Source organism: Microbacterium sediminicola, assembly GCF_039531125.1.
Classification (GTDB): Bacteria; Actinomycetota; Actinomycetes; order Actinomycetales; family Microbacteriaceae; genus Microbacterium; species Microbacterium sediminicola.
On record NZ_BAAAPL010000002.1, the window covers coordinates 255,585 to 281,323 of the forward strand.

Consider the following 25,739-nt stretch of genomic DNA (forward strand, 5'->3'; position numbering starts at 1 on the left):
GGCGGCATCTAGATGCCGTGGTACCCGTCATTTCTACTCGCGAGATGTCACGAGAAGGTGTCCGGGGATTACCACAGTGTTTCATTAGTCTGACTGGCGTCACAATTGCGTCAGATAAATCGCGCGAGCACGCCCTCCTCGTCGAGCGCGGCACGGATGTCCCGGCCGCCCTCGCCCACCGCGAACCGCTCGGCGATGACCGCCGCCTGATACTCGTGGCCGTAGCGCCGCACGAAGTCTGCGACGTCTTCGGGGCGCAGCTGGTCCTCCCCCGTTCTGGGGGTCAGCTGCGCGTGACGGCGGATCGGCAGAAGACCCTCGGAGGCGATCGCATCATCCACGGCGCCGGCGGCGGCCGTCGTGATGGCGGCGCTCAGGATGCCGAGCCGGTGCCCGTCAGGGCGATAGACCTCTTCTAGCCAGGCATCCAGGGCCAGGTCTTCGGACGATGCGTTCACGTGGATCTCCTCACGAGCAGTCGTGTGTGCGAGGTCGGCGGTGTCCGCCTCGCTGCGTGGCCAGGTGGCGGTCAGGCACCACTCGAGCACGGCGGGCCATGGACCGAAGCCGGACGCGGTGTTCAGGTGCGCACCCTCGGCCAGCTCCACCCAGTCTGCGCCGGCGGCCTCGACCAGGGCACCCGCCCCCTCCGGCAGATAGGGGTCGTCCACGGTCGACACCAGCAGGGGCGCAACCGCGTGGCGACGCTCCACCGCCGCGGCAAGCACCGCACTCGGGCGATACTCCGAGACATCCCCGCCATGCGCGCCGGCCGCGGGCGGTGCCACCAAGAGCGCGCGCGGAACGAGGGGCATCGTGAGCGCGGGGTCCTCGCACATCCGCAGCCACTGCAGAACGCTGAGGCCGTGGGCGATGACGAGCGGCGCGGTCTCGTCGCGCTGCACAGCCCGCTCGACGACGCGCGCCCAGTCCGTGTAGCGCGGGCGCTCGGGGTCGGGAAGCGTGAGGTAATCCACCTCCCACCCGTGCTCGGTGAGACGCTCGGCCAGCCAGCCCTGCCAGTGCACGGGAGCACGGCGATGCTGCCAGCCGTCCAGGAGGACGACCCGGGGCGCGCTCATCGCTGACCGCTCCCGGCCAGGAACGCCGCGCGGCTCGGGTTGTCGACGCGGCGGCCGACGACCTCGGACACATAGTCGGTGGCCGGGCCGCTGAAGCGCGCGCGCAGCTCGAGCAGCAGCGTCGTGGATGCTTCGCCCGGCCAATCGGCCGGCAGCAACTGAGGCGGTAGGCCCGGATCGACGTAGGGGATGATGCGCCACGCGTCGATGCCGCGGATGTAGGTGGCGAAGGCCTCGCGGCTGGTCGCGGCATCCTCGATCACTGCCGCCGAATGTCCGGCGAGGAACTCGTCGTGATGGGCGCGGATCTCGTCGAGGTCCCACCAGCCGGTGACGGCGAGCGCGAGCGAACCCGCCACGCGCGGCTCGTCGGCCACGAACACCGTCGCCCGCTCGCGAACACCCAGTTCGCTGAGGATGTCTTCGACCTCGTCGAGCAGATATGCCGGGGCGATCCACAGCGCGGGCGAGACCGTTCCACATCCGATCCAGAGCAGGCGACGACGGAGCTGGTGACGCAGGCTGCGGTTGTCCTCCGGGATCGAGAAGGAGACGAGGCACCAGGGACTGGCGGCATCCATGTGGCGCGGGTGGTAGATCCGGCGGTCACCGCGGGAGAGCATGACGCGCGCCTCCGGTGCCAGCCGATAGCCCGCCACGCCCCCGCGGGCCTCGGGCCGCAGCAGGCCCTTCTTCTTCACACGAGCGATGGCCGTACGAGCGCGCGGCGCCGGAACATCGAGGGCATCCATGAGCTGGAGCAGATCCGCGACGGCGATCCACTCGTCGAGCTCGCGCAGATAGATCCCGATGACCGACCTCAACAGCGAGGTCGTACTCCCCGGTCGGGAGTCGATGTCGTCGAGTGTCTCGTCCACCTCGCTCATTCATCGCACCTTTCGTCGCTCGACTGTATCGCGATGGCGACGACCGTTACGTTTCCGATTGGTTTCCGTCAAGTGACCCCTCATCGCCTATGCGAACGACGCCGCGACGGCGTTGCGCCGGTACTCGAAAATGATGCTCGTGCGCGTGGATGCCACACCTTCGTGCCCCGACATGTGGTCGACCACGAAGCGCCGCAGTGCCGATGAATCGGCGACCGCCACGTGCACGACGAAGTCGTCCGCTCCACCCACGAAGAACAACTGCAGCACTTCCGGGAGGGTGCGGGTGTCTTCGGAGAACCGCGTGATGCTGGCCTGCCGCGCGCCGGGCCGCAGGGTCACCCCCACCAACGCTTGCAGCCCACGCCCGAGCGTGCCCTGCGAGATCACCGCTTCGTAGCCCTCGATGACACCGCGGCGTTCGAGTCCCCGCAACCGCGTATGGGCGGTGGACTCCGCCACCCCCACGCGCGCAGCGAGCTCGCGGTTGGTGATGCGGGCCTCGGTCGTGACCAGCTCGAGCACGGCCAGATCGAGCTCATCGAGCGCGGCATCCGAGCGCGAAAGATTCGCGACATCCTGCTCGGATGAGCCTGAAACCGAAACTCGCTGCGACATTGTGCCAATGTACCGAAGTATCCACGGATGAAACGGATTCGTAACGAAGGAAGCTTCACACTTGCTCCAACGAGTGAAAGGTTCAGCCATGCGAGTCGGAGTCCCCGCCGAAGTAAAAGACGATGAGCGCCGCGTCGCGATCACGCCCGAGGGCGTCGATCTGCTGACCCGTCACGGCCACGACGTCGTGATCGAAGCCGGTGCGGGTGTCGCCGCCGGCATCACCGACGAGATGTTCACCGAGGTCGGCGCGACGATGCTGGCCACGGCCGACGAAGTGTGGGCCACTGCCGACCTCCTCGTCAAGGTGAAAGAACCCGTCGCCTCGGAGTTCCACCGGTTGCGCTCGGGCCAGGTCCTGTTCACGTACCTGCACCTGGCCGCCTCCCAGGCGTGCGCCGACGCGATCCTCGCCTCGGGCACGACGGCCATCGCCTACGAGACGGTGCAGACCAGCGACGGGCGCCTACCGCTGCTGGCCCCCATGAGCGAGGTCGCCGGTCGCCTCTCGATCGTCGAGGGCGCCCACCACCTCATGAAGCCCGCCGGCGGTCGCGGGATGCTGCTGGGCGGCGTCGCCGGCACCGAGAAGGCGCACGTGGTCGTGGTGGGAGGCGGCGTGGCCGGCGAGCACGCCGCCCGCAACGCGATCGGGCTGGGCGCGCAGGTCACGATCTTCGACGTATCCGTCCCGCGGCTCCGGCAGCTGGAGGCCGAACTCGGCGGCGCGGTACAGACCCGTCTGTCGGCGCCGCTCGCCCTCACCGAGGCCCTCCGCACCGCCGATCTCGTGATCGGCTCGGTCCTCATCCCCGGAGCCACGGCGCCCAAGCTCGTCACCGATGAGATGGTCGCACAGATGAAGCCGGGCTCCGTGCTCGTGGACATCGCGATCGACCAGGGCGGATGCTTCGAGGGATCCCGCCCCACGACGCACCACGACCCGACCTTCCCGGTGCACGACTCGATCTACTACTGCGTCGCCAACATGCCGGGAGCCGTCCCCGTGACATCCACCCAGGCGCTGGCCAACGCGACCATCCCGTACATCGTGAAGCTCGCCGACCTCGGCTGGGAGGCGGCGACCGACGCCGATCCGGCGCTGAAGAAGGGTCTGAACGCCCACGCCGGCGCCGTCGTCAACCCGACCGTCGCCGCGGCGCTCGGCCTCTAACCTCCCCCTCCCCCGCCGGTCGGGTGGGGGAGGGGGCTTCCGGTTCAGCTGCCGGCCGGAACGACGACGTAGACCATCTGTGTCGTCGCGTCATCCTCGATGACGGTGACGGCGATCGTCCACTCGCCATCGGTGAAGCTCCATGCCTTCAGCCCACCGATGTCGGTCTCCGACTCCGTCGTGAAGCGGGCCTTCATCTCATCGATGAGCGCCTCGGCCTCGGACGCACTGGCAAGGCTGTACGACACGCTGTAGCCCCCGTCGATCGACGCGGCGACGATCGGATCCTGGTTCGGCAGCGGGACACTCGCAGGAAAGCCGTCCGGGACGCTGGCCCCGTCGCCCGTGTCGACATCCACACCGGTCGCACCCTCGATCGCATCCTCCACCGTGGTGCTGATGAGCTCTTCGACCGGGTTCACGCACCCGGTCAGCGCGACGGCGCTGAGACCGAGCATGAGCGCTACCCCCGCGGCGCGCGTCTTCATGGTGTCCTCCTCAGGATCGCGGCGGGCACCCCCTGCGGCGCACCGTTAGTCCCGAGTGTGGCCGCGCCGCACCGCCCGCACAAGCCCCCGGGGTGCCCGGCGTCAGGCGCGGATCACCTCGCTGGCGACGGTGAGCGCGTCCAGCACCGACATGTCGACCTCGACCCCGAGTCCGGGGCCGGTCGGCACCGCGATGTGGCCGTCCACGAGCACGGCGGGCTCGGTGACGACGTCCTCGCGGTAGAAGCGGTCGGATGCCGACACATCGCCCGGCAGGGTGAACCCGGGGAGGGCTGCGAGCGCCGCATTGGCGGCTCGACCGATACCGGTCTCGAGCATGCCGCCGCACCACACCGGCACACCGGCATCCCGGCACAGGTCATGCACGCGCACAGCCTCGAGATACCCGCCGACCCTGCCCGCCTTGATGTTGATGACGGATGCCGAACCCAGCGCGAGCGCGTCGGCCGCGGCCTTTGCCGACACGACCGATTCGTCCAGGCACACCGGGGTGCGCAAGCTCTTCGCGAGGATCGCGTGGTCGACGAGGTCGTCCTCTTCGAGTGGCTGCTCGATCAGCAGCAGGTCGAACCGGTCGAGCTCGGCGAGCACCGCGGCATCCGCCAGCGTGTACGCCGAATTCGCGTCGACCTGCAGCGGAATCGCGCCGAATGCCTCGCGCACGGCTGCCGTGTCGCGGATGTCCCGACCGGGCTTGATCTTGATCTTGATGCGCACATACCCGGACGCAAGGTACTCGCCGACGGCGTCGACCAGACTCGCCGGGTCGCGCTGGATGCCGACGGAGACGCCACTGGGAACCCTCGGCCGGACCGCCCCCAGATAGTCCCCGAAGGAGCGTCCCTCGGTGCGCAGCGCAGAATCGAGCACGGCGAGCTCGAGCCCCGCCTTGGCCATCCGATGCCCGATGAACGGAGACAGCGCGGACGAGACATCCTCGGGCGCGAGCGCGCGGTGGCGCAGCAATTCCGGAGCGAGGAATTGGCGCGTGACATCCCAGGCCCCCTGGGTGTACTCGCTCGAATAGCGCGGCGCGTGCTGCGTCACGACCTCACCCCACCCGTCCGCGCCGTCGGTGACCGCTCGGACGACGATCACTTCGCGCACGCTCTCGGTGCCGAATGAGGTCGTGAAGGGTTCGACCAGGGGAAGATTCAACACCCGAAGCTCGACCGCCTCGAGTGTGACCGGCTGCGCGGGCGTCGTGATCGGCATGCCCTCAGACTATGGCGGCCTGGGGCCTCGCCTTCGCACGGCAATCCTCATTCCCACGGACGTACGGGGTGCAGGCATCCGTGGGAGCGGGTAATTGCGCAGGTGCGCCGGGGCGCCCGCCGGGTCACCGCACGAGCAGGTAGCCGCGCGGCGCGTCGAAGCCCCCGATCCGCAGGCCCTCCGAAAGGCCTCCCGTGAGTCCCTCGCGCACTCGCAGCCGCCACTCCTGGGCCGCCGCCGGGTCCGCTCGGCGCAACGACTCGATGTCGCGTGGCACGGACACCACAGTCACGACCTCGGCGTCGGTCGGTAGCGGCGCAGGCGGCGCGGCGAGGGCCCACGACACCATCAGTCGGTCGGTCTCGTCGCCGCGGTTGACCGCGTCGTCCATCTCGCCGTAGTGGTTCTCGAGGTAGTCCGTGGCCCGCGCACCGAGGGACCGCAGATTGAAGTGCGCGTTGCGGGCGACAAGGGGGTCGAAGGTCCACGTGATCGTGCCGACGCCTCGCAACAACGCCCACTCGCGCTGGTGCTGCTTGAGCATGCGACCGAGGCCACCGCTGCGGTGCGCGGCCAGCACGCCCGTGATGTGCGAATGCATCGAGCGGGCCGCCGGTTCCGCGAAGAACGCCACCGACGCGCCCACCATGCGCTCTTCGGAATACAGCCCCACGGCGTAGTTGCCCGAGTGCGCGAGGGCCCGCAAGAGATTGCCGGGCATCCCCGTGCGATCGCCACCCCAGACCTCGGAGAGCACCTCGGATGCCGTGAACACCTGCTCGACGGTCTCCAGCGGCTCGATGCGCAGCGGCGGCACCCCGGCCGCCGCATCCGACGGGGTCACGACGCGCGGGTCTCGGGCAGCGGCCGGGTCACATCGGGCATGACGGGAATGGTGCCGGTCGGGGTCGGCTCGACACCGGCGGTGATGACGTGCTCCGCGAAGAGCCCTGGCCAGGCGGTGACGCCGTACGGCGTGCGGGCGACGACAAGTCGGCTCTGCGGCAGGAGCTCGCTCAGCCGCGTCGCGGTGCGCAGCGGATGAGTCGGGTCTCCCGTCCACGCCAGGATCAGCGTCGGCACCTCGATGAGCGTGATGTTGTCCTTGGCCGGGAGGTCTGCGGTGGCGGCCCCGCGCAGCACCGTCGGCAGGAGCCGCTCGTCGACCGACGGGAGCGTCTCGGGTGCATCCGCGATCGCCGGTGGGACGGGTGTCGTGGCTCCCAGCTGCAAATAAGCATCGACGCCGTGACGCTCGATGAGGTCGGCGTTGCGCAGGTAGGTCTCGGCCTGCGCGCGCCGCGTACCCCAGGCCGTGGGCGGCACCATGAGCGTGAGGCTCGTGAAGCGGGCGGGGTCGTGCAGCGCCGCGTGCAACAGGGTTCCGGTGCCCATCGAGGGCCCCACCCCGTGCACCGTCTCGCCCGGCGCGACATCGTCGAGCACGGCGATGAGATCTTCGGCGAGCCTGTTCCAGGCATAGTCCGCGGGATCGGGCGAACCACTCGATCCCCCATGGCCGCGCGCGTCGACCCGCAGCACCCGATGGCCACGCAGGGCACGTCCGAGGTCGAGACCCAGCTGCCGGTCGCGCTGGCGCGAGGACATCAGTCCGTGCAGCTGGACCACGAGCGGACCGTCATCTCCGGTGACCTCGAAATCGAGTGTGGCGCCACGAACCTCGAGCCTGCCCACGTGCCCCTCCCCGAGCCGGTGAAAATGCGAAACGGTTGCCGCCTAGACTACGCGCGATGCGCCTCACGAATGTTGCCCGGATGTCTCTGCCCCAGGGACGCGTACGGAGCCTGCTGATTCCCGCCGAGCCGCTCCCGGATGCGGAGCCGCTGACGGTGTCGTTCGACCAGGGTCGACACCTCGGCGAGGGCGATCGCTCCGGGTCGTGGATGGCGATCTCTTTCCGACTGCGGGCCTCTGCCGCCCCTGACGAAATCGCGGACGCGTGGACCGCGGTCGTCGAGCGGCACGGCACACTCGGCACCGTGTTCGATGTCACCGACGGTCAGGTTCGGGTGCGTGAGGCCCGGTTCGGCGCCGGGCGCTGGATCGAGCATCCGGCCCCCGCCTCGCGGCTGACGCGCGACGTGCTCCGCGAGGTGCTGGATGCCGAGTGCCGCCCCTTCGCCAGCCCCTCTCATCGCCTGTGCCTGGTCGAGCCGGGCGGCGGCGCCGACCCCACCGTCGTGATCGCGTCGGACCATTCCCACGTCGACATGTGGTCGCTGCTCATCCTCGCGCGCGATCTGGCCGCGATGATCGACGACGACCGTGAAGCGGCGCCGCTGGGCGGAGGACTGCCGGTGGCCAGGGCCTTCGCTGATCACAGCGCGGAGCTCGCCACACGACCCCCCGCCCCCGCTGAGATCAACACTCGCTGGGCGGAGATCCTGGAGGCGGAAGGCGGCAGGATGCCGATCTTCCCCCTCACCCTCGGCGATGTGTCCACCGCGCGCGCAGAGATCGTCGACGTCCGTGACGTCTTCGACGCCGACGAGATGGAGGACTTCCACGGGGTCGCCGCCGCCCGGGGCGTGCGGGCGATCGCCCTCGCGATGTCGGTCATGACCCAGATCAGCCTCGAGATGGGCGGTCAGCCGTTGCGCGCCGTCTTCCCCGTCCACAGCCGGCACCAGCCGGAGTGGCACGACGCGGTGGGCTGGTTCATCACGAACTCGGTCATCGAGTGCGACGACCCCTCCCCGGCAGCCTGTGCCCGCTCCGTGAAGGAAGCGGTGGCGCTCGGTTCCCACCCGCTGGGACCGATCCTCGCGCCGTATGGCGGCATGCCCGCCACACCCGGCATGTTCGCCGTGTCGTGGCTCGACACCGGCCGCCTCCCGATCGCCGCCGATCGTATTCGGGATGTGCAGTATGTCTCGGCGGTGATCCGCACCGACGGGGTCATGATCTGGTTCATCGCGAACGAGTCGGGACTGCACCTGCGCTGCCGCTACCCCGACACCCCGGAGGCGCGGCGCAACGTCAGTCGTTGGCTGGATGCCGTGCACGCCGGGCTGCGCGACACCATCGAAGGTCCCTAGCGGTATAGCGTTGCGGGCATGACGGCCCCGACCAGCGACGCTGCACCGGCGCGCGACACCCGCTTCTTCGGACAGCCCGCCGCCCTGGCCAACATCTTCGGCGTGGAGATGTGGGAGCGCTTCAGCTTCTACGACATGCAGGGCATCCTGCTCATCTACCTGTACTACTCGGCGGCGCAGGGCGGGCTCGGCATCGACGAGACCGTCGCCACGGGCATCGTCGGCGCCTACGGCGGGGCGGTGTACCTGTCGACCATCCTGGGCGCCTGGATCGCCGACCGCCTGCTCGGGTCGGAGCGCGTGCTGTTCTACAGCGCGATCGTCATCATGTTCGGTCACCTCGGCCTCGCGCTGCTCCCGGGCCTGATGGGCGTCGGCGTCGGACTGATCCTGATCGCCGTCGGCTCGGGCGGACTGAAGGCGAATGCGACCTCGGTCGTCGGCACCCTCTACGCCCCCGACGACGTCCGCCGCGACGCCGGCTTCTCGCTGTTCTACCTCGGCATCAACCTCGGTGCCTTCCTCGGCCCCCTCTTGACGGGGCTCCTGCAGTCGACGCTCGGCTTCCACTGGGGCTTCGGCCTGGCAGCGCTCGGCATGGCGATCGGTCTGACCCAGTACGCGTTCGGGCGACGCCGCCTCCCTGCCGCCTCCCGGGTCGTGCACAACCCGCTGCCGACATCGAAGTACACCCTGATGATCGGCATCGCCGTGGGCGCGATCGTCGCGATCGTGCTGCTCGTCCTGGTGGGCGTCATCCGCGCCGACAACCTTTCGGATGTCGTCATCCTCGTCTCCCTGGCCGCGACGATCGCCTATTTCATCGTGATCCTGAGCTCGCGCAAGGTGACGAAAGTCGAGCGCTCGCGCGTTTTCGGCTTCATCCCGCTGTTCATCGTGAGCGTCGGATTCTGGTCTCTCTACCAGCAGCAGTTCACGGTCATGACGGTGTATTCCGATAAGCGCATGGATCGCGACCTCTTCGGGTGGGAGATGCCGGTCGCGTGGGTGCAGTCGATCAACCCGATCTTCATCATCATCCTGTCGGGCGTGTTCGCGGCGCTGTGGACGAAGCTCGGCTCACGCCAGCCCTCGACCCCGGTGAAGTTCGGTCTGGCCGCGATCGTGATGGGTGCCGCCTTCCTCCTCTTCCTGCCCTGGGCGAACGGCGGGGAGAACACGACCCCGCTGCTGGCGGTGGTCGGCATCCTGTTCGTCTTCACGGTCGCGGAGCTGCTGCTCTCGCCGGTCGGGCTCTCGGTCACGACCAAGCTGGCGCCGAGTGCGTTCCACACGCAGATGGTGGCGCTCTTCTTCCTCTCCGTCGCCCTCGGAACGGCGATCGCAGGGTGGCTGGCCCAGTTCTACGACCCCGACAACGAGGTGCCGTACTTCTCGTTCCTCGGCATCGCCGCGGTCGTGCTCGGTGTGGCGATGCTGCTGGCCGTCAAGCCGGTGCTCGCGCTCATGAAGGGTGTGCGGTAGTCCGCAGACCGAGTGACCCGGCAGAATCGAAGACATGCCTGTTCCGCATCTGCCGATCGATCACGCCTGCCTCACCGTCTGGGGCAAGGACACTCCGGGCATCGTCGCGGCCGTCTCCGCACTGCTGACCCGCAACGGCGCGAACATCGTCCAGTTCGACCAGTACTCCGACAACCCCGAAGGCGGCGCGTACTTCCAGCGCGTCGTTCTGCACCGCCCTGAGCTCTCCGCAGCGCTTCCCGACATCGAGGCCGATCTCGAGGGCACCCTCGGTGCCGGATTCGAGCTGGAGTGGACCCTCCGCGACATGTCGGTTCCCCAGCGGATGGCGATTCTCGCGTCCACCAGTGATCACTGTTTGTTGGATCTGTTGTGGCGTCACCGCCGCGGGGAACTCCCGGTCTCAATCCCGATGGTGATCTCCAACCACACCAACACCGCCGAAGACGTCCGATCCTTCGGGATCCCGTTCTTCCACATCCCCTCACAGGGACCGGACAAATCCGCCGCCGAAACCGAGATCCTCAAGCTCCTGGCCGGGAACGTCGACTTCGTCGTGCTGGCCCGGTACATGCAGATCCTCTCCGACGAGTTCATCACCGACGTCGCGGTCCCGGTGATCAACATCCACCACTCGTTCCTTCCCGCCTTCATCGGCGCCGGCCCCTACAAGAAAGCCAAAGAACGCGGCGTGAAACTCATCGGCGCGACCAGTCACTACGTCACCAAAGACCTCGACGAAGGCCCCATCATCGAACAAGACGTCGCCCGCGTCGACCACTCCATGACAGCCGCCGATCTGCAGCGACGGGGTGCGGATGTCGAACGCGCCGTCCTCTCCCGCGCCGTCCTCTGGCACGCTGAGGACCGCGTCATCCGTCACGGCAACCACACGATCGTGTTCTGATCCCTCCGCGATCCACGAAGAAGAGGCCCCTCCGAGCACACGCTCGCGGGGCCTCTTCGGGAAGCGGTGTCAGTTGAGCAAGTCGGCCATCTGCTTGGCGATCAGCTCGGTCGCGAACTTCGGGTTCAGGCGCGAGAGACGGTCCATCGTCGCGGCGTCCGAGCCGATCGTGGCGCGGAACTTCCCCTTCTCGATCGCGTCGACGATCACGCGGCCGGCCTCCTGGGGGCTGGTCATCTTGCGCGTGCTCTTCGCGGCCTTCTCCTCCATCCCCTCCATCGTGACGCCCGAGTTGGCGGCGATGTTGGTGCCGATGGCACCCGGGTAGATCGTCGTGACCTGCACATTCGTGCCCATGAGTTCGGCGTAGAGCGCCTCTGTCAGCAACGTGACCGCGGCCTTGGAAGCGCCGTAGACCGCCTGGCCGGGAACGGGGGCGTACGAGCCCATGCTCGACACGTTGAGGATCGCCGCCGTGGGACGCTCGACGAGCGTGGGCAAGAAGGCCTTGCACATGTTGATGACGCCCCAGAAGTTCACGTTCATGACCTTCTCGATCTCCTCGTAGGGGAGGTCGATGACCTTGACGAACTTCTGGATGACGCCGGCGATGTTGACGATCCCGTCGACGGCCCCATGGAGCTCGGCGACAGCGGCGGGCAGCGCCTGAACCGCGTCCCGGTCGGTGATGTTCACGGCGTGGGTGGAGAGCCGGTTTCCGGCCGCAGCCAATTCGACGGTCTCGGCGAGCCCCGCTTCGTTGAGGTCGACACCGGCCACGGAGGCGCCCTTCAACAGCAGCTGCAGTGTCGTCTCACGACCGATTCCGTTGCCCGCGCCGGTGACGACGAAGACCTTTCCTGCGATGTCCATCGCGGACTCCTCCTCTTGCTGAGATCAGCCCGATCGCACCCTGCGCCGGGTACTGCTGACAGCAAGGGTACGACTTTCGATACACCGATGCATCCGCCGTTGGTCCCTGGCGAAACTACTGGGCCAGAAGCACCTCAGGTGCGAGGACGGCGATCTCACCTCGCTGGTGCACCAGATCGACCGCGTGTTGGGTGAGGCGCACGTCCTCAGGGAGCGACGGCTCCCAGCGCCGCACCTCCCGCGCGCCGTCGGGTCCGGCATCCACGAAGATCAGCAGGCATTGCGTGGTCAGCGTCCTCGCCTCGGGTGTGCGCGGGTCGGCGGTGAGCACACGGACCGAGACGTGCATGCTGTGGGGGCCGGTGTAGATGAGGCGCGCGTCCAGCTCGACGACGTTGCCGATTCTCACGGGGGCGAGGAAGTGGATGCCGCCCGAGTACACCGCAACGGCCTGATCCGAGGACCAGGCGGCGGCGCACGCGTATCCCGCCTCGTCGATCCAACGCATGACGGTGCCGCCGTGCGCAGCTCCGCCGAAGTTCACGGAACTCGGCGGAACGAGGAACCGCAGGCGCGAGCGCGGCGCGGCGCTCGCGTCGGTGTACTCCTGTCCGAGCATGGCGCGCTTGATCGCATCCCGGGCGGGGATCCGAGAGACCGCGGCTTCGGCGAGCGCATGGTCGGATGCCGAACTCGGCCGCCACTGCGGCACGGGCACCGGCGTGCGGTCCTCGCCCACCGCGACGAACACCAGCACGCACGTGGTGTTCGGCGAGTAGACGCGCTCGGCGACGTCGGCGGATTCGACGGTCACCGCCACGTGCATGCTGGAGCGGCCGGTGTGGATGATGCGCGCGTGGACGGCCACGAGCGACCCCGGCGCGATCGGACGGGCATGTCGGACGTTTCCCACGTACGCGGTCACGCAGTACGCGCCGCTCCATCCGACGGCGCAGGCGTACCCCGCCTGGTCGATCCATTCCATGACGCTCCCGCCGGCGACCGTACGACCGCCCGGAGCCGAATCGTGCGGCAAGCTCAGAAAACGCAGCGTGATGCGGGAGTCGAGCCCCGACGTTGAGGCGTCCTCCGCGGGAGTGTCCATGCCGTCAGGCTAGGCAACGAGCCTCGCACGAGACCGGAGATGACGAGCATGCGCGCGGGCATCCTTTCGCCGCAGACAAGAACCGCGATCTTTGCCGCCGCCCTGCGCATGGCATGCTCGCTCCGCGATCGGAACGAGGCGCGCGCTCGGCGATGACGCCCCGAGCGCCCATGATGGCTTTCATGACCGCGTCCGATTTCACCCCCGCCCTCGATCGCGCGCACGCCCACGCCCGGGACTGGATCGCCTCGCTGGGCACCCGTCAGGTCACGCCGCGCCGCGGTGGCGCCACCATCCGGAACGCGCTCGGCGAGCTTCCCGACACCCCCACCCCCGCCGCCACCGTGATCGATGATCTGGCCGCTGTCGTCGAGCCGGGACTGGGCGCCCACGGGTCGGGTCGGTTCTTCGGATTCGTGTTCGGCGGGGGCCAACCCGCGGGCGTCGCCGCCGATTGGCTGGTGAGCGCGTGGGATCAGAACACCGGCGTCCTGGCCGCAGCCCCGGGCGCGGCCGAGGTGGAGCGGGCCGCGGGACGATGGCTGGTGGATCTCCTCGGCCTGCCCGCGACATCGTCGGTCGGCTTCACGACGGGCGCGACCACCGCCAACCTCACCGGTGTGTTGGTGGGCCGTGACCAGCTGCTGCGACGGGCCGGCGGGGATCCCGCGCGCGGGCTCGCCGGTGGTCCCCGGATTCGGGTGCTCGCCGGCGAGGACGTCCACACCTCCGTGCTGCTGGCGCTGCGCTATGCGGGGCTCCCCCAGCCCGAAGTGGTCGCGGTCGACGATCAGGGCCGCGTGCGGACGGACGCGCTGGAGGCGAGCCTTGCCGACGCCCCGAGCACGCCGACGCTCCTGCTCCTGCAGGCCGGCGACCTGCATTCGGGGGCCAGCGACCCCTTCGCCGAGCTGATCCCGATCGCACACCGCCACGGAGCGTGGGTACACGTCGACGGGGCGTTCGGACTGTGGCAGGCGGCCTCGCCCTCCCTGCGCCACCTCGCCGCCGGCGTCGAGCTCGCCGATTCCTGGGCGACGGACGCCCACAAGACGCTCAACGTTCCCTACGACTGCGGCGTGGTGATCGTCAGAGACCCCGCGGCGCACCGAGCGGCCATGTCGATCGATGCCCCCTATTTCGCCGGCTTCGGAGATGAATTCGGCAACCCGTACGACTTCGTACCCGAACTCTCTCGCCGCGCGCGGGGGCTGCCGGTGTGGGCGACCCTCCGGGCGATGGGGCGCACGGGGGTCGTCGACCTCATCGACCGACTTGCGGCTCGCGCCCACGAGTTCGCGGCGGGGATCCGTGGGATACCGGGCGCACAGATCCTCAACGACGTGGTCTTCACCCAGGTGACGCTCGCGTTCGAGGACGACGAGCGCACCCGGGCCATCACCCGTGCCATCCTCGCGGAGGGTGACGTCTGGATGTCGGGATCGGTCTGGCGGGGGCGCGCCGTGCTGCGCATCTCGGTCTCGAACTGGCAGACCAGCACCGCGGACGTGGAGAGGGGCCTCGCCGCCATCCGACGAGCGGTGGCGCTCACGAGCACGCCGTAGCGCCTACAGCTCGAGGACGAGCCGCTCGCCCACGCACCGGGACACGCAGATCATCATGACCTCGGACTCCTCACGCTCCTTCGCGTTGAGGACTGCGTCGCGGTGATCGGGCTCACCCCCGAGCACGAAGGTCTCGCACGTTCCGCACGTCCCACCCCGACACGACGAGGGGGCGTCTGCGCCGGCGGCGACCGCCCGGTCGAGGATGCTCTCGCCGGGCTGCACGGTGATGGTCGTCCCGGTGAGTGTCAGCTCGACCTCGAAGGGCAGATCATCGTCGCTCGTGACCTCGGCGTCGTTCGTGAAACGCTCCACGATGACCTCAGTGCCCGCTTCCGCGCCCGCTGCCTCGAGGTCATCGAGCAGACGCGAGGGTCCGCACGCGTAGATCGGCGCGCTCCCGGCATCCGCGACGATCTGCGGGAGCGCCATCCGTTGCCCCTGCGCGCTGACGTAGATGCGCACGCGGTCGCCGAAAGCAGCGAGATCGGCGCCGAACGCCATGGCACTCGGCTCCCGGCCGGCGTAGTGCAGGATCCAGTCCGCTCCGGCCGCCGTGGCGGCCCGGATCATCGGCATGATCGGGGTGATCCCGATGCCGCCGGCGACGAACACCAGACGCGGCGCGACGCGGAACGGGAAGAGCGTGCGCGGCGTCGACACCCGGATGAGCTGTCCCTGTCGCACAGCGTCGTGGAGGTGGCGGCTCCCCCCTCCGCCGTCGGCCTCGCGCAGGACGGCGATGCGGTATTCATCGCGACGCCCGCTGTCGCCGCAGAGGGAATACTGCCGCACCAGCGCCGGCTCGCCCGGTCTGTCGAGGTGGACGTCGATGTGGGCGCCGGGCTCCCACGCCGGGAGCGGCTGTCCCTGCGGATCGACGAGCACGAGGCCCGCGACGCCATCGGCCTCGTCCGTGCGTGCCGCGACCTGAAGGGTCAGCACGACGGGCTCCGGGCCTCGACCACACGGGCGATCTCGGCGAGCTGAAGTGCGATCGCGACCGCACCCGGATCGGGGACCCCCACGGCACGCTCGCCGACGTAGCTGCTGCGCCCGAGGCTCGGCCGCAGCGCGGCGGTGGACTCGGCGCCATCGTGCGCGGCGGCGACCGCGGCGCGCAGACCTGTCCCCGGCGCCGCCTGCAGCGCATCGGCCGCGGGCTGGAGCGCGTCGACCATGGTGCTGTCGCCGGGGGCCGCGCCGCCTACCTCGCGGATGCGGGCGACGCCCGCGCTGAACGCCGCGCTCCAGGTGGCCGCGTCCGCCTCGGACCGGTCGCGCAGCCGCTCGGCCATCGCGAGCAGGAACATGCTGTACAGCGGCCCCGATGTGCCCCCGACCTCACGGCGCAGGATGTCGGAGACACCCACGAGATAGCGCTCGGTCGTGGGACGCCCCCGGAGCAGGGCCGCCCGGGAGAGCACGGCGGTCGCGCCGCGGGCGAGGTTCGTGCCCAGGTCACCGTCGCCGACCTTCCGATCCAGGTCCGTGAGGTGGGGCTCCGCGGCGACCACCGCCGCCGCGACGGCCTCGGCGACGTCCGCGAGCATGTCCACTTCCGCTTCCCGCTCGCTCTGATCACCGGCCGCCTCGGCTGCAGTGAGCGTCGACACGACCTCGCCCGCGCCGGCATCTCGCAGCACGGTCGTGCGGGGGAATGCCGTGACCTCGGCGTCGGCCATGAGAAGCACGAGCGACGCGTCGGTCACCCGTGCGATCGTCAGCGATGCTCCCGGCATATCGAGCGAGGTGAGGAAAGGGCCGACCCAGGCCAGTCGCACCGCGATGCCGCGCTCGGACAGCGCCCCGAGCACGTCACCGCTGAGGATCCGGAGGTCGAGGTCCGGCGTCCCCCCGAGGGCGTTCACGAGGACCACGACCTCATCTCCCGCGCGCAGCTCCAGATCGTCGATGAGCACACCGACGAGCCGCTCGGCGATTTCTGCGCTGGGCACGAGGGGACCCCGCTCGCTGCCGGCTTCGCCGTGGATGCCCAGGCCCCACTCGATCTCGTCGGCGCCGAGGTCGAAATTGGGTCGGAACGCGCCCGGCACGAAGCACGGCCCGAGCGCCACCCCGACCGTCGCTGCTCCCTCGAGGAAATCCCGCGTGAGGGCCACGATCTCCTCGCTGTCGGCGCCGAGCTCGGCGGCGGCGCCCGCGACCTTGTGAGCGAGCACCGTCGCCGTCAGACCCCGTCGACCGACCCGGGATTCGTCACCGAGCGCGGCATCGTCGGCGACGATCACCATGTCGACGCGGATGCCATCGGCGCGAGCCATGTCGGCGGCCAGGCCGAAGTTGAGCCGGTCGCCGGTGTAGTTCTTGACGATCAGCACGACGCCGGCGGGGGTGGCGACGGCACGGATGGCGGCGTACACCGCGTCCACGGAGGGCGAGGTGAAAACGGGTCCGAGGACCGCGGCATCCAGCATCCCGCGTCCGACATAGCCGGCGTGGGCCGGCTCGTGCCCGGATCCACCGCCCGACACGAGGGCGACCCTGTCCTTCTTGCGCGCGGCGGCGCTCCGGACGACGACCGGCCAGCCTTCCACTCTCGCGAGATGAGGCTCGGTGGCGATGAGGCCCACGATGTAGTCCTCGATGACATCGGCGGGGTCGTTGATGATCTTCTTCACAGTGATGTCCTTTTCACAGGCCTGTCTTTCGTGCGCGTCAGGTACTCAGCGGAGGGTGACCCGAACGGGGAGCTGCTCGAATCCGCGCAGCCAGTTCGACAGGAACCGCACCGGCTCTCCCGCCAGCTCGATCGTCTCGACACGGCGCGCGAGGGCCGACAGCAGACAGGTCGCCTCCATCCGCGCCATCATCTGGCCGACACAACCATGGATGCCGGTGCCGAATGCGAGGTGCCCGGATGTGTCGCGGGAGAGATCGTAGACATCGGGGTTCTCGAAGCGACGAGGGTCGCGGTTGGCCGCTCCGAGCGCCATGATGACCTTCTCCCCTTCACCGAGCCGGACCCCAGCGATCTCGGTCTCCCGCGCGGTCGTGCGCCCGATGTAGGGGCTCGGCGCGTTCCAACGCAGGCCCTCTTCGAAGGCCTTGCGTGCCAGGGCGGGGTCCTCTCGGAGCTGCGCCCAGGCCGAGGGGTCTTCCGCGAGGGCGAGAAGGGTGAACTGGATGCCGAAGATCGTGGTGTCGACGCCGGCGGAGAGGAACGTGCGCACCAGCATCCCGGCATCCTCTTCGGAGATCTCACCCTCGTCGACGTACCCGTAGATGGTGTGGCCGAGACCTCCGGGAGCGAGTGCCTCGCGCCGCATCTGCCAGTTCACGAACGTCGCCGCCTCACCGGCCGCCTCGACGGCGCGGTCGTAGAGCTCGTTGCGCGGCCCCATGGCCTGGAAGTTGAGGTTGGAGTAGGGCAGCAGGTGCTCGCGCCCCTCGGGATTCACCCCCACCGCATCCGGGAGAACCGTCAGCGGGAACGACTCGGCGAGCGCCGCCGCGTCGAACTCTCCGGCGGTGACGGCCTCGTCCACGAGTCGATCGGCCTGCTCCTGGAACCCCTCGGTGAGTCGTCGCACGACGCGCTGGCTCAATACCGAGGTCATGATGCGGCGGTACTTGGTGTGTGAGGGCGGGTCGTTCTCGAGGATGACACTCGGCTTTCGCCAGTTCTCGGCGCGCTTGGTGTTGGTGACGCCCGTGCCCGCCGAGGACTCGAAGGTCTCGTAGTCGCGGAAGATCGCCTCGGCCACGCTGTGGCGCCCGGTGAACCACAGACCGTGCTTCTGGATCCACACGATCTCACCGGACTCCCGGATCGCCTCATCGACCGGACGAGGATCGGACAGCGACGCGACCGAGAACGGATCGATGTCCAGGACCGGCGCGGGGGATGTTGCGGTGACCACGAGGACTCCTTCGTTCACGGGCGATGCATCGATGCAATGGCGAGTTTAAATATAAACTCACGCTCGTGCAATCCCCCGCGAGAACCGTAGGATCGGGCACGCGCCTCACCGACTCGACAGGGCCGAACGGCGCACCGGAAGCGAGGAGAGCATGGCCGCACCCAGCGAAGAGGTGATCGCGTCGGCGCGCGAGCAGGGTCTCGTCGCCGATCGCCTCAGCCACACCATCGACCGCGACACCTACACGCCGGCTCTGCTCGGCCTGCTGAACAACATGCTCGTGTGGAGCGGCGCTCGCCTCTTCCAGCACGCACACGGCGTCGGGACCAACGAATGGCGCATCATCAGCGCGCTCGCAAACCACCCCGGGTCCACGGCGAGCGATCTGTGCGAGGTGCTGGGCCTGAACAAGTCGATCGCCTCGAAGAGCGTTGCCGAGCTCGTATCCCGCGGGTTCGTCGCACAGCTGGTCGGACCGCGCGCATCGCGTCACCTCTTCCTGACGCAGGACGGCGAGCGCGTGCACGACGACCTCATGCCGATTGCGCGTGAGCGGGAGAGGATTCTCCAGGCATCGCTCTCGCCCGACGAAGTCGCCCAGTTGAACGCACTCCTCGTCCGTATGCTGGAGGCCGAAGACGCACTGACGCGCTACGAGAAGGACATCACGGGCTGACCTCGCGCCCGGTCACCAGCCGAGCAAAGGAGCCGCATGGACCTCGACGCCGTCGACCCGACCCTCCGAGAAGCCACGCTCGCGGGACCGAAAATCAACATCGACAGCCGCTTCCGGCGCCGCCTCATCGCGCGCCTCTCGGGATTGGCGCGGGGAAAGGGCTACGACGGCGTGGAGCGGCGCGTCGTCCGCGACGGGAACGTGCGCCTGCGCATCCACACCCCCGCCACACCCTCGGGGGCGGCGCTGCTGTGGATCCACGGCGGAGGACTGGTGATGGGCGCTGCCGCCGTCGACGACATCATGTGCGCGAAGACGGCCCTGGCAACGGGCGCCGTCGTCGCCGCGGTGGACTATCGTCTCGCGCCGCAGGCTCCGTATCCCGCCGCGATCGACGACTGCACGGCATCCTTCGACTGGTTCGTCTCGCACGCAGACGAGGTCGGCATCGACCCGGCGCGCATCGCCGTCGGCGGTCAGAGCGCCGGGGGCGGCCTGGCCGCCGCTCTCGTGCAGAGGCTGCACGATCGCGGAACGGATGTGATCGCACAGTGGCTGTTCGCGCCGATGCTCGACGACCGCACCGCAGCCGACGACTCGCTCGATGCCACCGACCACTTCATCTGGAACAACCGTTCGAACCGCGCCGGGTGGGGCGAGTACCTGGGCGACAGCGTGGGCGCCCCGACGCTTCCGCCGTATGCCGCGCCGCACGACGCACGGATCTGACCGGCCTGCCGCCCACCTGGATGTACACCTCGGACATCGAGCTGTTCTTCGCGGAAGACGTCGCCTACGCCGACCGCCTCCGCGAGAGCGGGGTCGCGGTCACGCTGGATGTCGTACACGGGGTTCCCCACGGGGTGGAGTCGTGGTCGCCGGGATCCGACATCGCGCGCTCGCTCCTGGTCCGGAGCCGCGCCTGGCTCGCCGGCGCGCTCACCTGATCGATCGCGTCCGGACACCACCTCGTGCGACGCTGAAGCGTGGCCAATTCCCCATCGGGTGACTCGATGATCGATCGCGTCGTGCGCGTGCTCGATACCTTCAGCGACACCCGCACCGTGCAGTCGGCATCCGACATCGGGCGGCGCGCCGGGCTGCCCTCGGCGACAGCGCATCGATTGGTGGACGATCTCGTCGCCGCCGGGCTTCTCGAGCGCGACGACGAGCACCACATCCGGTTGGGGATGCGACTGTGGGAGCTTGCGCTGCGTGGGTCTCGCGCCCTGCGACTGCGCCAGGCGGCGCTGCCGCACATGGAGGCCGTACAGGCGCGGATCCGAGAACACACCCAACTCGCGGTCCTCGAGAACGACGAGGCACTCTTCCTGGAGCGCCTCTCGCATCCGGATGCCGGAGCGAACATCACCCGCGTCGCCGGCAGGCTCGCGCTCCACGCGTCTTCTTCGGGACTGGTTCTGCTGGCACATGCACCGGACGAGGTGCGGGAGCGCGTGCTCGGAAATCCGCTGCCGGCGGTATCTCCCGAGACCGTGACGGATGCCGGGGCACTGCGCACCCTGTTGGCAGAGGTGCGCACCCGTGGCTTCGTCGTTGCCCCCGGCTCGGTGGAGACCGTCTCGACGGGTGTCGCCGTTCCCGTCCGGGACCGCGGCGAGGTGGTCGCGGCGCTCTCGGTGATCCTGCCGCGGCACGCACCCGCTGAGAGCGCCGTCGCAATCCTGCGCGCGGCGGCCCGGGCGATCGAGACGGACCTCGCGCGCGACGGGCATGAGCGGTGGACCGGCGGGAAATTACCTTCTCATTGAATGAGACTCGCGTGGGCGAAGTGGGATACCGTCCCGCACACTGATCCGCGACGATATCCACCCCGTCGAAGGAGACGAGATGCCCCTCACCGAGACCACCCGCGTTGCGATCGTGGGCGCCGGCCCCGCGGGCCTGCTGCTCTCCCACCTCCTTGCCGAGGCGGGTATCGCATCGATCGTGATCGACCAGCGCACCCGCGAAGAGATCGAGACGACCATCCGCGCCGGAATTCTGGAGCAGGGCACCGTGGAAGTCCTCGACGCCCTGGGTGACTTCTCCCGCGCACGCACGGTCGGTCACCGGCACGACGGCATCGAACTGCGCTTCGGCGGCGAAGGCCACCGCATCGACTTCGCCGCGTCTGTCGGGCGCGGCGTCTGGCTCTACCCGCAGCACGAGGCTCTCAAAGACCTCATCGCGGCGCGGCTGGACGCGGGTCAGGACATCCGGTTCGGGGTGTCCGCTCAGCGGGTGGAGGGCGTCGACACCGAGCGTCCGACAGTCGTGATCGCCGACGCGGAGGGCACGGTGAGCGAGATCCGCGCGGAGTTCGTGGTCGGCGCCGACGGCTCGCGCAGCGTCGTGCGGCCCGCCGTGGGCGGCTCGTCGAGCGAGGGCTACTTCCGTGAGTATCCGTTCGCGTGGTTCGGCATCCTCTGTGAGGCGCCGCCCAGCTCCGATGAGCTGATCTACAGCAACTCCCCCGACGGCTTCGCCCTCATCAGCCAGCGCAGCGCCACGGTGCAGCGGATGTACTTCCAGTGTGACCCCGACGCCGACCCGGACGCGTGGAGCGAGGCGGAACTGTGGGACGCGCTGCAGCTGCGCGTGCCCGGCACCACCCTCAACGAGGGCCCGATCTTTCAGCGCGACGTCCTGCGCTTCCGCAGCTTCGTGGCACGCGAACTGCAGCGAGGGCGCGCGGCGCTCGTCGGCGATGCTGCGCACACTGTCCCGCCGACGGGTGCGAAGGGCATGAACCTCGCTGTCGCGGATGTCATCCTCCTCGACCGCGCACTGCGCGCGCTCCTGCTCGAGAATGACGAGCGCCTCGTGGAGACCTACGCCGAGACCGCCTCACAGCGGATCTGGAAAGCCCAGCACTTCTCGTGGTGGATGACGAGCATGCTGCATGTCGCACCCGACGCGAGCGAGTTCGACCGGAAGCGCCAGGTCGGCGAGCTCACTTCGGTCGTCGAATCCGAGGCCGGGCGCGCCTACCTCGCCGAGGCGTACACCGGGTGGCCGCTCGCATAGCGCCGCGCCGGAACCTCCGCCCCCGGCATCCCCTCCGTATACCTATGCCCTGAGGTATAGTCCGATCCAATGGGCGATGAACGCGCAACGATGCCGGGCGCCCGCGTCGCTCTCGTCGTCGCGGTGTGCCTTGTCGCGCTCAACATGCGGCCGACCATCACCGCGATCGGACCGCTCCTGGAGCAGATCGGCACCGACACCGGCATGGGAGCGGCGACGCTCGGCCTCGTCGCCGCCGTGCCCCTGGCCGCCTGGGCGCTCGTCTCCCCGTTCGCGCACGACCTCAGTCGCCGCTTCGGCATGACCCGCACCGTCACCGGTGCGCTGCTCCTGCTGACCGCAGGCACGGTCGTCCGCTCGCTTCCCGGGCCGGTCATCGGCCTGTGGCTCGGCACGGCACTGATCGGCGTCGCACTGGCGGTCGCGAACGTGTTGATGCCGGCTGTCGTCAAGCGCGAGTTCCCGGCCCGGGTCCCCGCCATGATGGCGACCTACTCCGCGCTCCTCGGCGGAGCCGGGGCGATCGCCTCCGGGCTTGCGGTGCCGACCTCACATCTGGCGATGGATCTCGGTGCGAGTGAGGGGTGGCGCACAGCACTGCTGGTGACCGGAGGCGCTCTCCTGCTCCCCGCGATCATCGTGTGGATCGCCGCGACCCGCGGACTGCCCCAGGCCAGAGACACCTCGGAGGGCGCCGGGCGGGTGTCCCGCGGCGTGTGGTCGGATGCCACGGCGTGGGTCGTCGCCGCCTACATGGGATTCCAATCCGCCCTCTTCTACATCCTCTCCACCTGGCTGGCCACGATCGCGGTCTCGACCGGGCGCACCGCCGTCGTCGCGGGACTCGACGTCATGATCTACCAGGCGGGATCGGTTGCGGGAGCGCTCCTGCTGCCGCTCGCCTTCCGAGGCGCCGCCAAACGCTGGGTGGCCGCCGCTCTTCCCCTGATCGGGATGATCGGGGCGATCGGGCTGATGGTCGCCCCGGACGCGATCATCGTGTGGATCCTCTTCCTCGGCCCGGTGTCGGGTGCCTCGCTCGGCACGTCGCTGATCCTCATGGCCGAGCGCGCTCGCGACCACCACGCCTCGTCGGCGCTGTCGGGGATGTCGCAGTCTGTGGGCTATCTCATGGCGGCGGCGGGTCCGGTGCTCTTCGGCACCCTCTACGCGACGACCGGCGGATGGATCGCACCCCTCGTACTTCTCACCGGCGTCCTGGTCGGTCAGGTCGTGGTCGGCCTGGCGGCGGGGCGCGAACGGTACGTGCTGGATACGGTGATGCCCCGGGACACGCACTCCACGTAGCGCGCCCGGGGCATGATCGTGTCCGCGTCAGAGCGGATACTGTCCGGGTTCGCGGCGCATCGTGATCCAGCGGGTCTCGGTGAACGCATCGATGTTGGCCTGCGCGCCGCCATGACGGGATCCGGTGCCCGAGGCGCCCGTGCCGCCGAACGGGGTGTTGGCCTCGTCGTTCACCGTCTGATCGTTGATATGCACGATCCCGGTCGGGATGCGCTGCGCGAGCTCCCACCCGGCCAGCGCGTCCCGGGTCACGATGCCCAGCGACAGGCCGTAGTCGGTCGCCGTCGCCAGAGCCACCGCCTCCTCGTCGGTGGAGAACGAGACGACGGAGGCGACCGGTCCGAAGACCTCCTCGCAGTACGCGGGTGCGTCCGCGGGTGTGTTGGCCAGGACCGTCGGCCGGTAGTGGAGACCCTCGTAGGACCCACCCGCCTTCAGTTCAGCGCCGTTCGCGACGGCATCCATCACGAGCGCGTGCACACGGTCGCGCTGTACCTCGTCGATGAGCGGCCCCAGGTGCACCGGGCCCGCCGCGGGGTCGCCGACGAACATCGAGTCGGCCTTGGCGGCGAGCTTCTCGACGTACTGGTCGAACACGGCTTCGTGGACGATGTGACGCCCGACCGTCATGCAGATCTGCCCCTGGTGCAGGAACGACCCCCACGTGGCCAGGTTCACCGCCTCGTCCACGTCGGCATCCTCACGGATGATGAACGCCGAGTTGCCACCCAGCTCGAGGTGCGCGCGCGTGAGGTGACGCCCCGCCAATTCACCGACCGCGCGGCCCGCGCGCGTGGAACCGGTGAAGGCGATCACCCGCACGTGCGGGTCCTCCACCAGCGCCTGACCGACCTCAGCACCGCCAGGGACCAGCTGGAGCAGGCCTGCCGGCAGCCCGGCCTCCTCGAAGATCCGCACGAACGCGACGCCACCGGTGATCACCGTACGGGGGTCGGGCTTGAGGAGCACGGCGTTGCCGAGAGCAAGCGCCGGGGCGACGGCACGGATGCCGAGGATGAGGGGCACATTGAAGGGCGAGATGACGCCGACGACACCGACCGGCACCTGCTGCGTCATCGACAACCGCGGCTCTTCGCTGGAGAGCACGGTTCCGAGCGGCGCCGAGGGCAGCGAGGACGCCTCGTAGCATTCGGCAGCGGTCACGTGCAGCGCGAAGCCGGCCAACGGCGGGATCGCCCCGACCTCGCGGATGTTCCACCCCGCGACCTCATCCGCATACTGCTCCCACAGCATCCCGGCGCGACGCAGGACGGCGGCCCGAGCGGGATGCGGCATCGCCGCCCACTCCTTCTGTGCTGCGGCAGCGCTCTTCGCCGCACGGGCAACGTCCTCGGGCGAAGCCATCCCGACGGGGGCGAGCACCTCGCCCGTGGCCGGCGCGACCGAGTCGATCTGACCGGCCCCTCCCGGAACCCACTCGCCGTCGATGAAGATCTTCCCCGCGAAGACCGCCGGGTCGATGAGGGTCGAGATGTCGGTGACTGTCGTCATTTCACTGCTCCTTGGATCACTCGCATCGCGTCTTCGGCGAGCGCGATGCCGTCTGAATAAGGCTCACGCCAGATCGCGAGCATGTCGGACACGAACTCGGGGATGATCGAGCGGGAGAACGCTTCGACCCCCCAGCGGCCGGTGTAGCCGGCATCCAGCGCCGCACGCACGAGCGAGGGGATGTCGACGGCGCCGGTCGAGAGCAGACCGCGGCCCGACTGGCCCAGCTCGAGGTAGCGCAGTCGGGGCATCGCCATCCGGATGGCGGCCGCGGCGTCCGCTTCCTCGACTCCCATATGGAAGGTGTCGAGGTGGATGCCGAGGTGATCGGAACCACTCAGCTCCGCATAGGTCATCGCCTGGGCGGCGGTGTTGAGCATCGCCGTCTCGTAGCGGTTGACGACCTCGAACGTCATCGTGATGCCCTGTTCGTGCGCGTAGTCGGCGACCCGGCCGACCGCGGTGGCAGAGCGCTCGCGCGCCGCGTGGTCGACAGGCACCATCGGGTGACCGAAGACGCCGTAGGGGACCCCATTGAGCTGGTCACCGCCGAGCGCCACGGTCGCATCGACCATCGCCCGAAGCGACGCCTCACCGGCGGCGCGCTCATCGGGGTCGGCGGAGGAGACATCCGCCCCCGGCATCTGGCCGGCGATCGGGATGGGCACAAGGCCCACCTCGTCGAAGAGGTGGCGCAGGGCGCCGAGGTCGGTGGCGGCGGGGTCGAAGGGAGCGAGGACCACGCGCCGATAGCCGATGTCGGCAACCCTGCGCAGCGCATCGGATGCGCCGGGGGCGTCAGGGCTCGCGACGAGGACGTTGATGTGGCAGCCGATATCGAGAGCCATGA

General features: G+C 69.3%; 23 protein-coding genes and 1 pseudogene. 10 read left to right on the plus strand and 14 right to left on the minus strand.

The window, feature by feature from the left end:
* Nucleotides 1-110: 110 nt before the first annotated feature.
* From ABD206_RS09705 to ABD206_RS09715, 3 genes are all read right to left on the minus strand, one after another.
* On the minus strand, nt 111-1,082 hold the full coding sequence (locus ABD206_RS09705; protein ID WP_344071959.1) for an RBBP9/YdeN family alpha/beta hydrolase: 972 nt from the start codon (nt 1,080-1,082) through the stop codon (nt 111-113).
* Nucleotides 1,079-1,969: a PaaX family transcriptional regulator gene (locus ABD206_RS09710; RefSeq protein WP_344071961.1), complete on the minus strand. Its 891-nt coding sequence runs from the start codon at nt 1,967-1,969 to the stop codon at nt 1,079-1,081. The genes ABD206_RS09705 and ABD206_RS09710 overlap by 4 nt, the downstream gene beginning before the upstream one ends.
* A gap of 87 nt (nt 1,970-2,056) precedes the next feature.
* Nucleotides 2,057-2,587, minus strand: coding sequence for an Lrp/AsnC family transcriptional regulator (locus tag ABD206_RS09715; RefSeq protein ID WP_344071963.1), 531 nt, complete (start codon nt 2,585-2,587; stop codon nt 2,057-2,059).
* Between the two features lie 88 nt (nt 2,588-2,675).
* On the opposite strand from ABD206_RS09715, the gene ald reads away from it, so the two are divergent.
* Complete coding sequence (gene ald / locus ABD206_RS09720) at nt 2,676-3,761, plus strand: alanine dehydrogenase (protein WP_344071965.1); 1,086 nt, start codon at nt 2,676-2,678, stop codon at nt 3,759-3,761.
* A 44-nt stretch (nt 3,762-3,805) separates the two neighbouring features.
* Here the strand turns inward: ald and ABD206_RS09725 are convergent, their stop codons facing one another.
* The 4 genes from ABD206_RS09725 to ABD206_RS09740 all read right to left on the minus strand — a co-directional run bounded on the left by ABD206_RS09725 (nt 3,806) and on the right by ABD206_RS09740 (nt 7,180).
* Nucleotides 3,806-4,249, minus strand: coding sequence for a hypothetical protein (locus ABD206_RS09725; protein WP_344071967.1), 444 nt, complete (start codon nt 4,247-4,249; stop codon nt 3,806-3,808).
* A 102-nt stretch (nt 4,250-4,351) separates the two neighbouring features.
* On the minus strand, nt 4,352-5,485 hold the full coding sequence (gene menC, locus ABD206_RS09730) for an o-succinylbenzoate synthase (RefSeq protein WP_344071969.1): 1,134 nt from the start codon (nt 5,483-5,485) through the stop codon (nt 4,352-4,354).
* A 124-nt stretch (nt 5,486-5,609) separates the two neighbouring features.
* The gene (locus ABD206_RS09735) at nt 5,610-6,329 is read right to left on the minus strand and encodes a GNAT family N-acetyltransferase (RefSeq protein ID WP_344071971.1); all 720 of its coding nucleotides are present in this window, start codon (nt 6,327-6,329) and stop codon (nt 5,610-5,612) included.
* Nucleotides 6,326-7,180 (minus strand): alpha/beta fold hydrolase, encoded by an 855-nt coding sequence (locus ABD206_RS09740; RefSeq protein ID WP_344071973.1) that lies wholly within the window; start codon nt 7,178-7,180, stop codon nt 6,326-6,328. The genes ABD206_RS09735 and ABD206_RS09740 overlap by 4 nt, the downstream gene beginning before the upstream one ends.
* A gap of 56 nt (nt 7,181-7,236) precedes the next feature.
* On the opposite strand from ABD206_RS09740, the gene ABD206_RS09745 reads away from it, so the two are divergent.
* From ABD206_RS09745 to purU, 3 genes are read left to right on the plus strand one after another with little or no spacing between them, the layout of a single operon-like run.
* Nucleotides 7,237-8,544 (plus strand): peptide synthetase, encoded by a 1,308-nt coding sequence (locus ABD206_RS09745; protein WP_344071975.1) that lies wholly within the window; start codon nt 7,237-7,239, stop codon nt 8,542-8,544.
* A gap of 18 nt (nt 8,545-8,562) precedes the next feature.
* A complete protein-coding gene (locus ABD206_RS09750; protein WP_344071977.1) occupies nt 8,563-10,029 on the plus strand; it encodes a peptide MFS transporter in 1,467 nt (488 codons plus the stop codon).
* A gap of 34 nt (nt 10,030-10,063) precedes the next feature.
* A complete protein-coding gene (gene purU / locus ABD206_RS09755) occupies nt 10,064-10,936 on the plus strand; it encodes a formyltetrahydrofolate deformylase (protein ID WP_344071979.1) in 873 nt (290 codons plus the stop codon).
* Nucleotides 10,937-11,005: 69 nt separating this feature from the next.
* On the opposite strand, the gene ABD206_RS09760 is transcribed toward purU, so the two are convergent.
* Both ABD206_RS09760 and ABD206_RS09765 read right to left on the minus strand, forming a co-directional pair.
* Nucleotides 11,006-11,809, minus strand: a complete 804-nt coding sequence (locus tag ABD206_RS09760; RefSeq protein WP_344071981.1) for an SDR family NAD(P)-dependent oxidoreductase — start codon at nt 11,807-11,809, stop codon at nt 11,006-11,008.
* A gap of 115 nt (nt 11,810-11,924) precedes the next feature.
* Complete coding sequence (locus ABD206_RS09765) at nt 11,925-12,914, minus strand: acyl-CoA thioesterase (RefSeq protein ID WP_344071983.1); 990 nt, start codon at nt 12,912-12,914, stop codon at nt 11,925-11,927.
* A gap of 182 nt (nt 12,915-13,096) precedes the next feature.
* Here ABD206_RS09765 and ABD206_RS09770 point away from each other — a divergent pair, with 182 nt between their 5' ends.
* Nucleotides 13,097-14,479, plus strand: a complete 1,383-nt coding sequence (locus ABD206_RS09770) for a pyridoxal phosphate-dependent decarboxylase family protein (protein ID WP_344071985.1) — start codon at nt 13,097-13,099, stop codon at nt 14,477-14,479.
* Nucleotides 14,480-14,482: 3 nt separating this feature from the next.
* On the opposite strand, the gene ABD206_RS09775 is transcribed toward ABD206_RS09770, so the two are convergent.
* Genes ABD206_RS09775 through ABD206_RS09785 form a run of 3 tightly spaced genes read right to left on the minus strand, consistent with a single transcriptional unit; the run spans nt 14,483 to nt 18,363 of the window.
* Nucleotides 14,483-15,424 (minus strand): PDR/VanB family oxidoreductase, encoded by a 942-nt coding sequence (locus ABD206_RS09775; protein ID WP_344071987.1) that lies wholly within the window; start codon nt 15,422-15,424, stop codon nt 14,483-14,485.
* Nucleotides 15,418-17,121 carry a dihydroxyacetone kinase family protein gene (locus ABD206_RS09780; protein ID WP_344071989.1) on the minus strand — a complete coding sequence of 568 codons (1,704 nt, stop codon included), beginning with the start codon at nt 17,119-17,121 and terminating at the stop codon, nt 15,418-15,420. The genes ABD206_RS09775 and ABD206_RS09780 overlap by 7 nt, the downstream gene beginning before the upstream one ends.
* Before the next feature lie 45 nt (nt 17,122-17,166).
* A complete protein-coding gene (locus ABD206_RS09785; protein WP_344071991.1) occupies nt 17,167-18,363 on the minus strand; it encodes a cytochrome P450 in 1,197 nt (398 codons plus the stop codon).
* Nucleotides 18,364-18,514: 151 nt separating this feature from the next.
* Here ABD206_RS09785 and ABD206_RS09790 point away from each other — a divergent pair, with 151 nt between their 5' ends.
* The 5 genes and pseudogenes from ABD206_RS09790 (at nt 18,515) to ABD206_RS09810 (ending at nt 23,377) form a co-directional block, all read left to right on the plus strand.
* A complete protein-coding gene (locus tag ABD206_RS09790; protein ID WP_344071993.1) occupies nt 18,515-19,039 on the plus strand; it encodes a MarR family winged helix-turn-helix transcriptional regulator in 525 nt (174 codons plus the stop codon).
* Nucleotides 19,040-19,075: 36 nt separating this feature from the next.
* Nucleotides 19,076-19,986 (plus strand): annotated as a pseudogene (locus ABD206_RS09795) (alpha/beta hydrolase).
* A 66-nt stretch (nt 19,987-20,052) separates the two neighbouring features.
* A complete protein-coding gene (locus ABD206_RS09800; protein WP_344071995.1) occupies nt 20,053-20,811 on the plus strand; it encodes an IclR family transcriptional regulator in 759 nt (252 codons plus the stop codon).
* A 79-nt stretch (nt 20,812-20,890) separates the two neighbouring features.
* Nucleotides 20,891-22,069, plus strand: coding sequence for a 4-hydroxybenzoate 3-monooxygenase (locus ABD206_RS09805; protein WP_344071997.1), 1,179 nt, complete (start codon nt 20,891-20,893; stop codon nt 22,067-22,069).
* A gap of 69 nt (nt 22,070-22,138) precedes the next feature.
* Nucleotides 22,139-23,377: an MFS transporter gene (locus tag ABD206_RS09810; protein ID WP_344071999.1), complete on the plus strand. Its 1,239-nt coding sequence runs from the start codon at nt 22,139-22,141 to the stop codon at nt 23,375-23,377.
* A gap of 27 nt (nt 23,378-23,404) precedes the next feature.
* Here the strand turns inward: ABD206_RS09810 and ABD206_RS09815 are convergent, their stop codons facing one another.
* The gene (locus ABD206_RS09815) at nt 23,405-24,889 is read right to left on the minus strand and encodes an aldehyde dehydrogenase family protein (RefSeq protein WP_344072001.1); all 1,485 of its coding nucleotides are present in this window, start codon (nt 24,887-24,889) and stop codon (nt 23,405-23,407) included.
* Nucleotides 24,886-25,737, minus strand: coding sequence for a sugar phosphate isomerase/epimerase family protein (locus ABD206_RS09820; RefSeq protein ID WP_344072004.1), 852 nt, complete (start codon nt 25,735-25,737; stop codon nt 24,886-24,888). Before ABD206_RS09820 ends, ABD206_RS09815 begins: the two co-directional genes overlap by 4 nt.
* Between the last annotated feature and the right edge of the window lie 2 nt (nt 25,738-25,739).

Excerpts from the sequence above, each read along its gene's own strand:
- ABD206_RS09765 (WP_344071983.1), bottom strand. The coding sequence starts at position 12,914 with ATGGACACTCCCGCGGAGGACGCCTCAACGTCGGGGCTCGACTCCCGC.
- ABD206_RS09710 (WP_344071961.1), bottom strand. The coding sequence starts at position 1,969 with ATGAGCGAGGTGGACGAGACACTCGACGACATCGACTCCCGACCGGGG.
- ABD206_RS09805 (WP_344071997.1), top strand. The coding sequence starts at position 20,891 with ATGCCCCTCACCGAGACCACCCGCGTTGCGATCGTGGGCGCCGGCCCC.
- ABD206_RS09800 (WP_344071995.1), top strand. The coding sequence starts at position 20,053 with ATGATCGATCGCGTCGTGCGCGTGCTCGATACCTTCAGCGACACCCGC.
- purU (WP_344071979.1), top strand. The coding sequence starts at position 10,064 with ATGCCTGTTCCGCATCTGCCGATCGATCACGCCTGCCTCACCGTCTGG.
- ABD206_RS09820 (WP_344072004.1), bottom strand. The coding sequence starts at position 25,737 with ATGGCTCTCGATATCGGCTGCCACATCAACGTCCTCGTCGCGAGCCCT.
- ABD206_RS09760 (WP_344071981.1), bottom strand. The coding sequence starts at position 11,809 with ATGGACATCGCAGGAAAGGTCTTCGTCGTCACCGGCGCGGGCAACGGA.
- ABD206_RS09715 (WP_344071963.1), bottom strand. The coding sequence starts at position 2,587 with ATGTCGCAGCGAGTTTCGGTTTCAGGCTCATCCGAGCAGGATGTCGCG.
- ald (WP_344071965.1), top strand. The coding sequence starts at position 2,676 with ATGCGAGTCGGAGTCCCCGCCGAAGTAAAAGACGATGAGCGCCGCGTC.
- ABD206_RS09770 (WP_344071985.1), top strand. The coding sequence starts at position 13,097 with ATGACCGCGTCCGATTTCACCCCCGCCCTCGATCGCGCGCACGCCCAC.
- ABD206_RS09725 (WP_344071967.1), bottom strand. The coding sequence starts at position 4,249 with ATGAAGACGCGCGCCGCGGGGGTAGCGCTCATGCTCGGTCTCAGCGCC.
- ABD206_RS09815 (WP_344072001.1), bottom strand. The coding sequence starts at position 24,889 with ATGACGACAGTCACCGACATCTCGACCCTCATCGACCCGGCGGTCTTC.
- ABD206_RS09705 (WP_344071959.1), bottom strand. The coding sequence starts at position 1,082 with ATGAGCGCGCCCCGGGTCGTCCTCCTGGACGGCTGGCAGCATCGCCGT.
- ABD206_RS09745 (WP_344071975.1), top strand. The coding sequence starts at position 7,237 with ATGCGCCTCACGAATGTTGCCCGGATGTCTCTGCCCCAGGGACGCGTA.
- ABD206_RS09810 (WP_344071999.1), top strand. The coding sequence starts at position 22,139 with ATGGGCGATGAACGCGCAACGATGCCGGGCGCCCGCGTCGCTCTCGTC.
- ABD206_RS09790 (WP_344071993.1), top strand. The coding sequence starts at position 18,515 with ATGGCCGCACCCAGCGAAGAGGTGATCGCGTCGGCGCGCGAGCAGGGT.
- menC (WP_344071969.1), bottom strand. The coding sequence starts at position 5,485 with ATGCCGATCACGACGCCCGCGCAGCCGGTCACACTCGAGGCGGTCGAG.
- ABD206_RS09750 (WP_344071977.1), top strand. The coding sequence starts at position 8,563 with ATGACGGCCCCGACCAGCGACGCTGCACCGGCGCGCGACACCCGCTTC.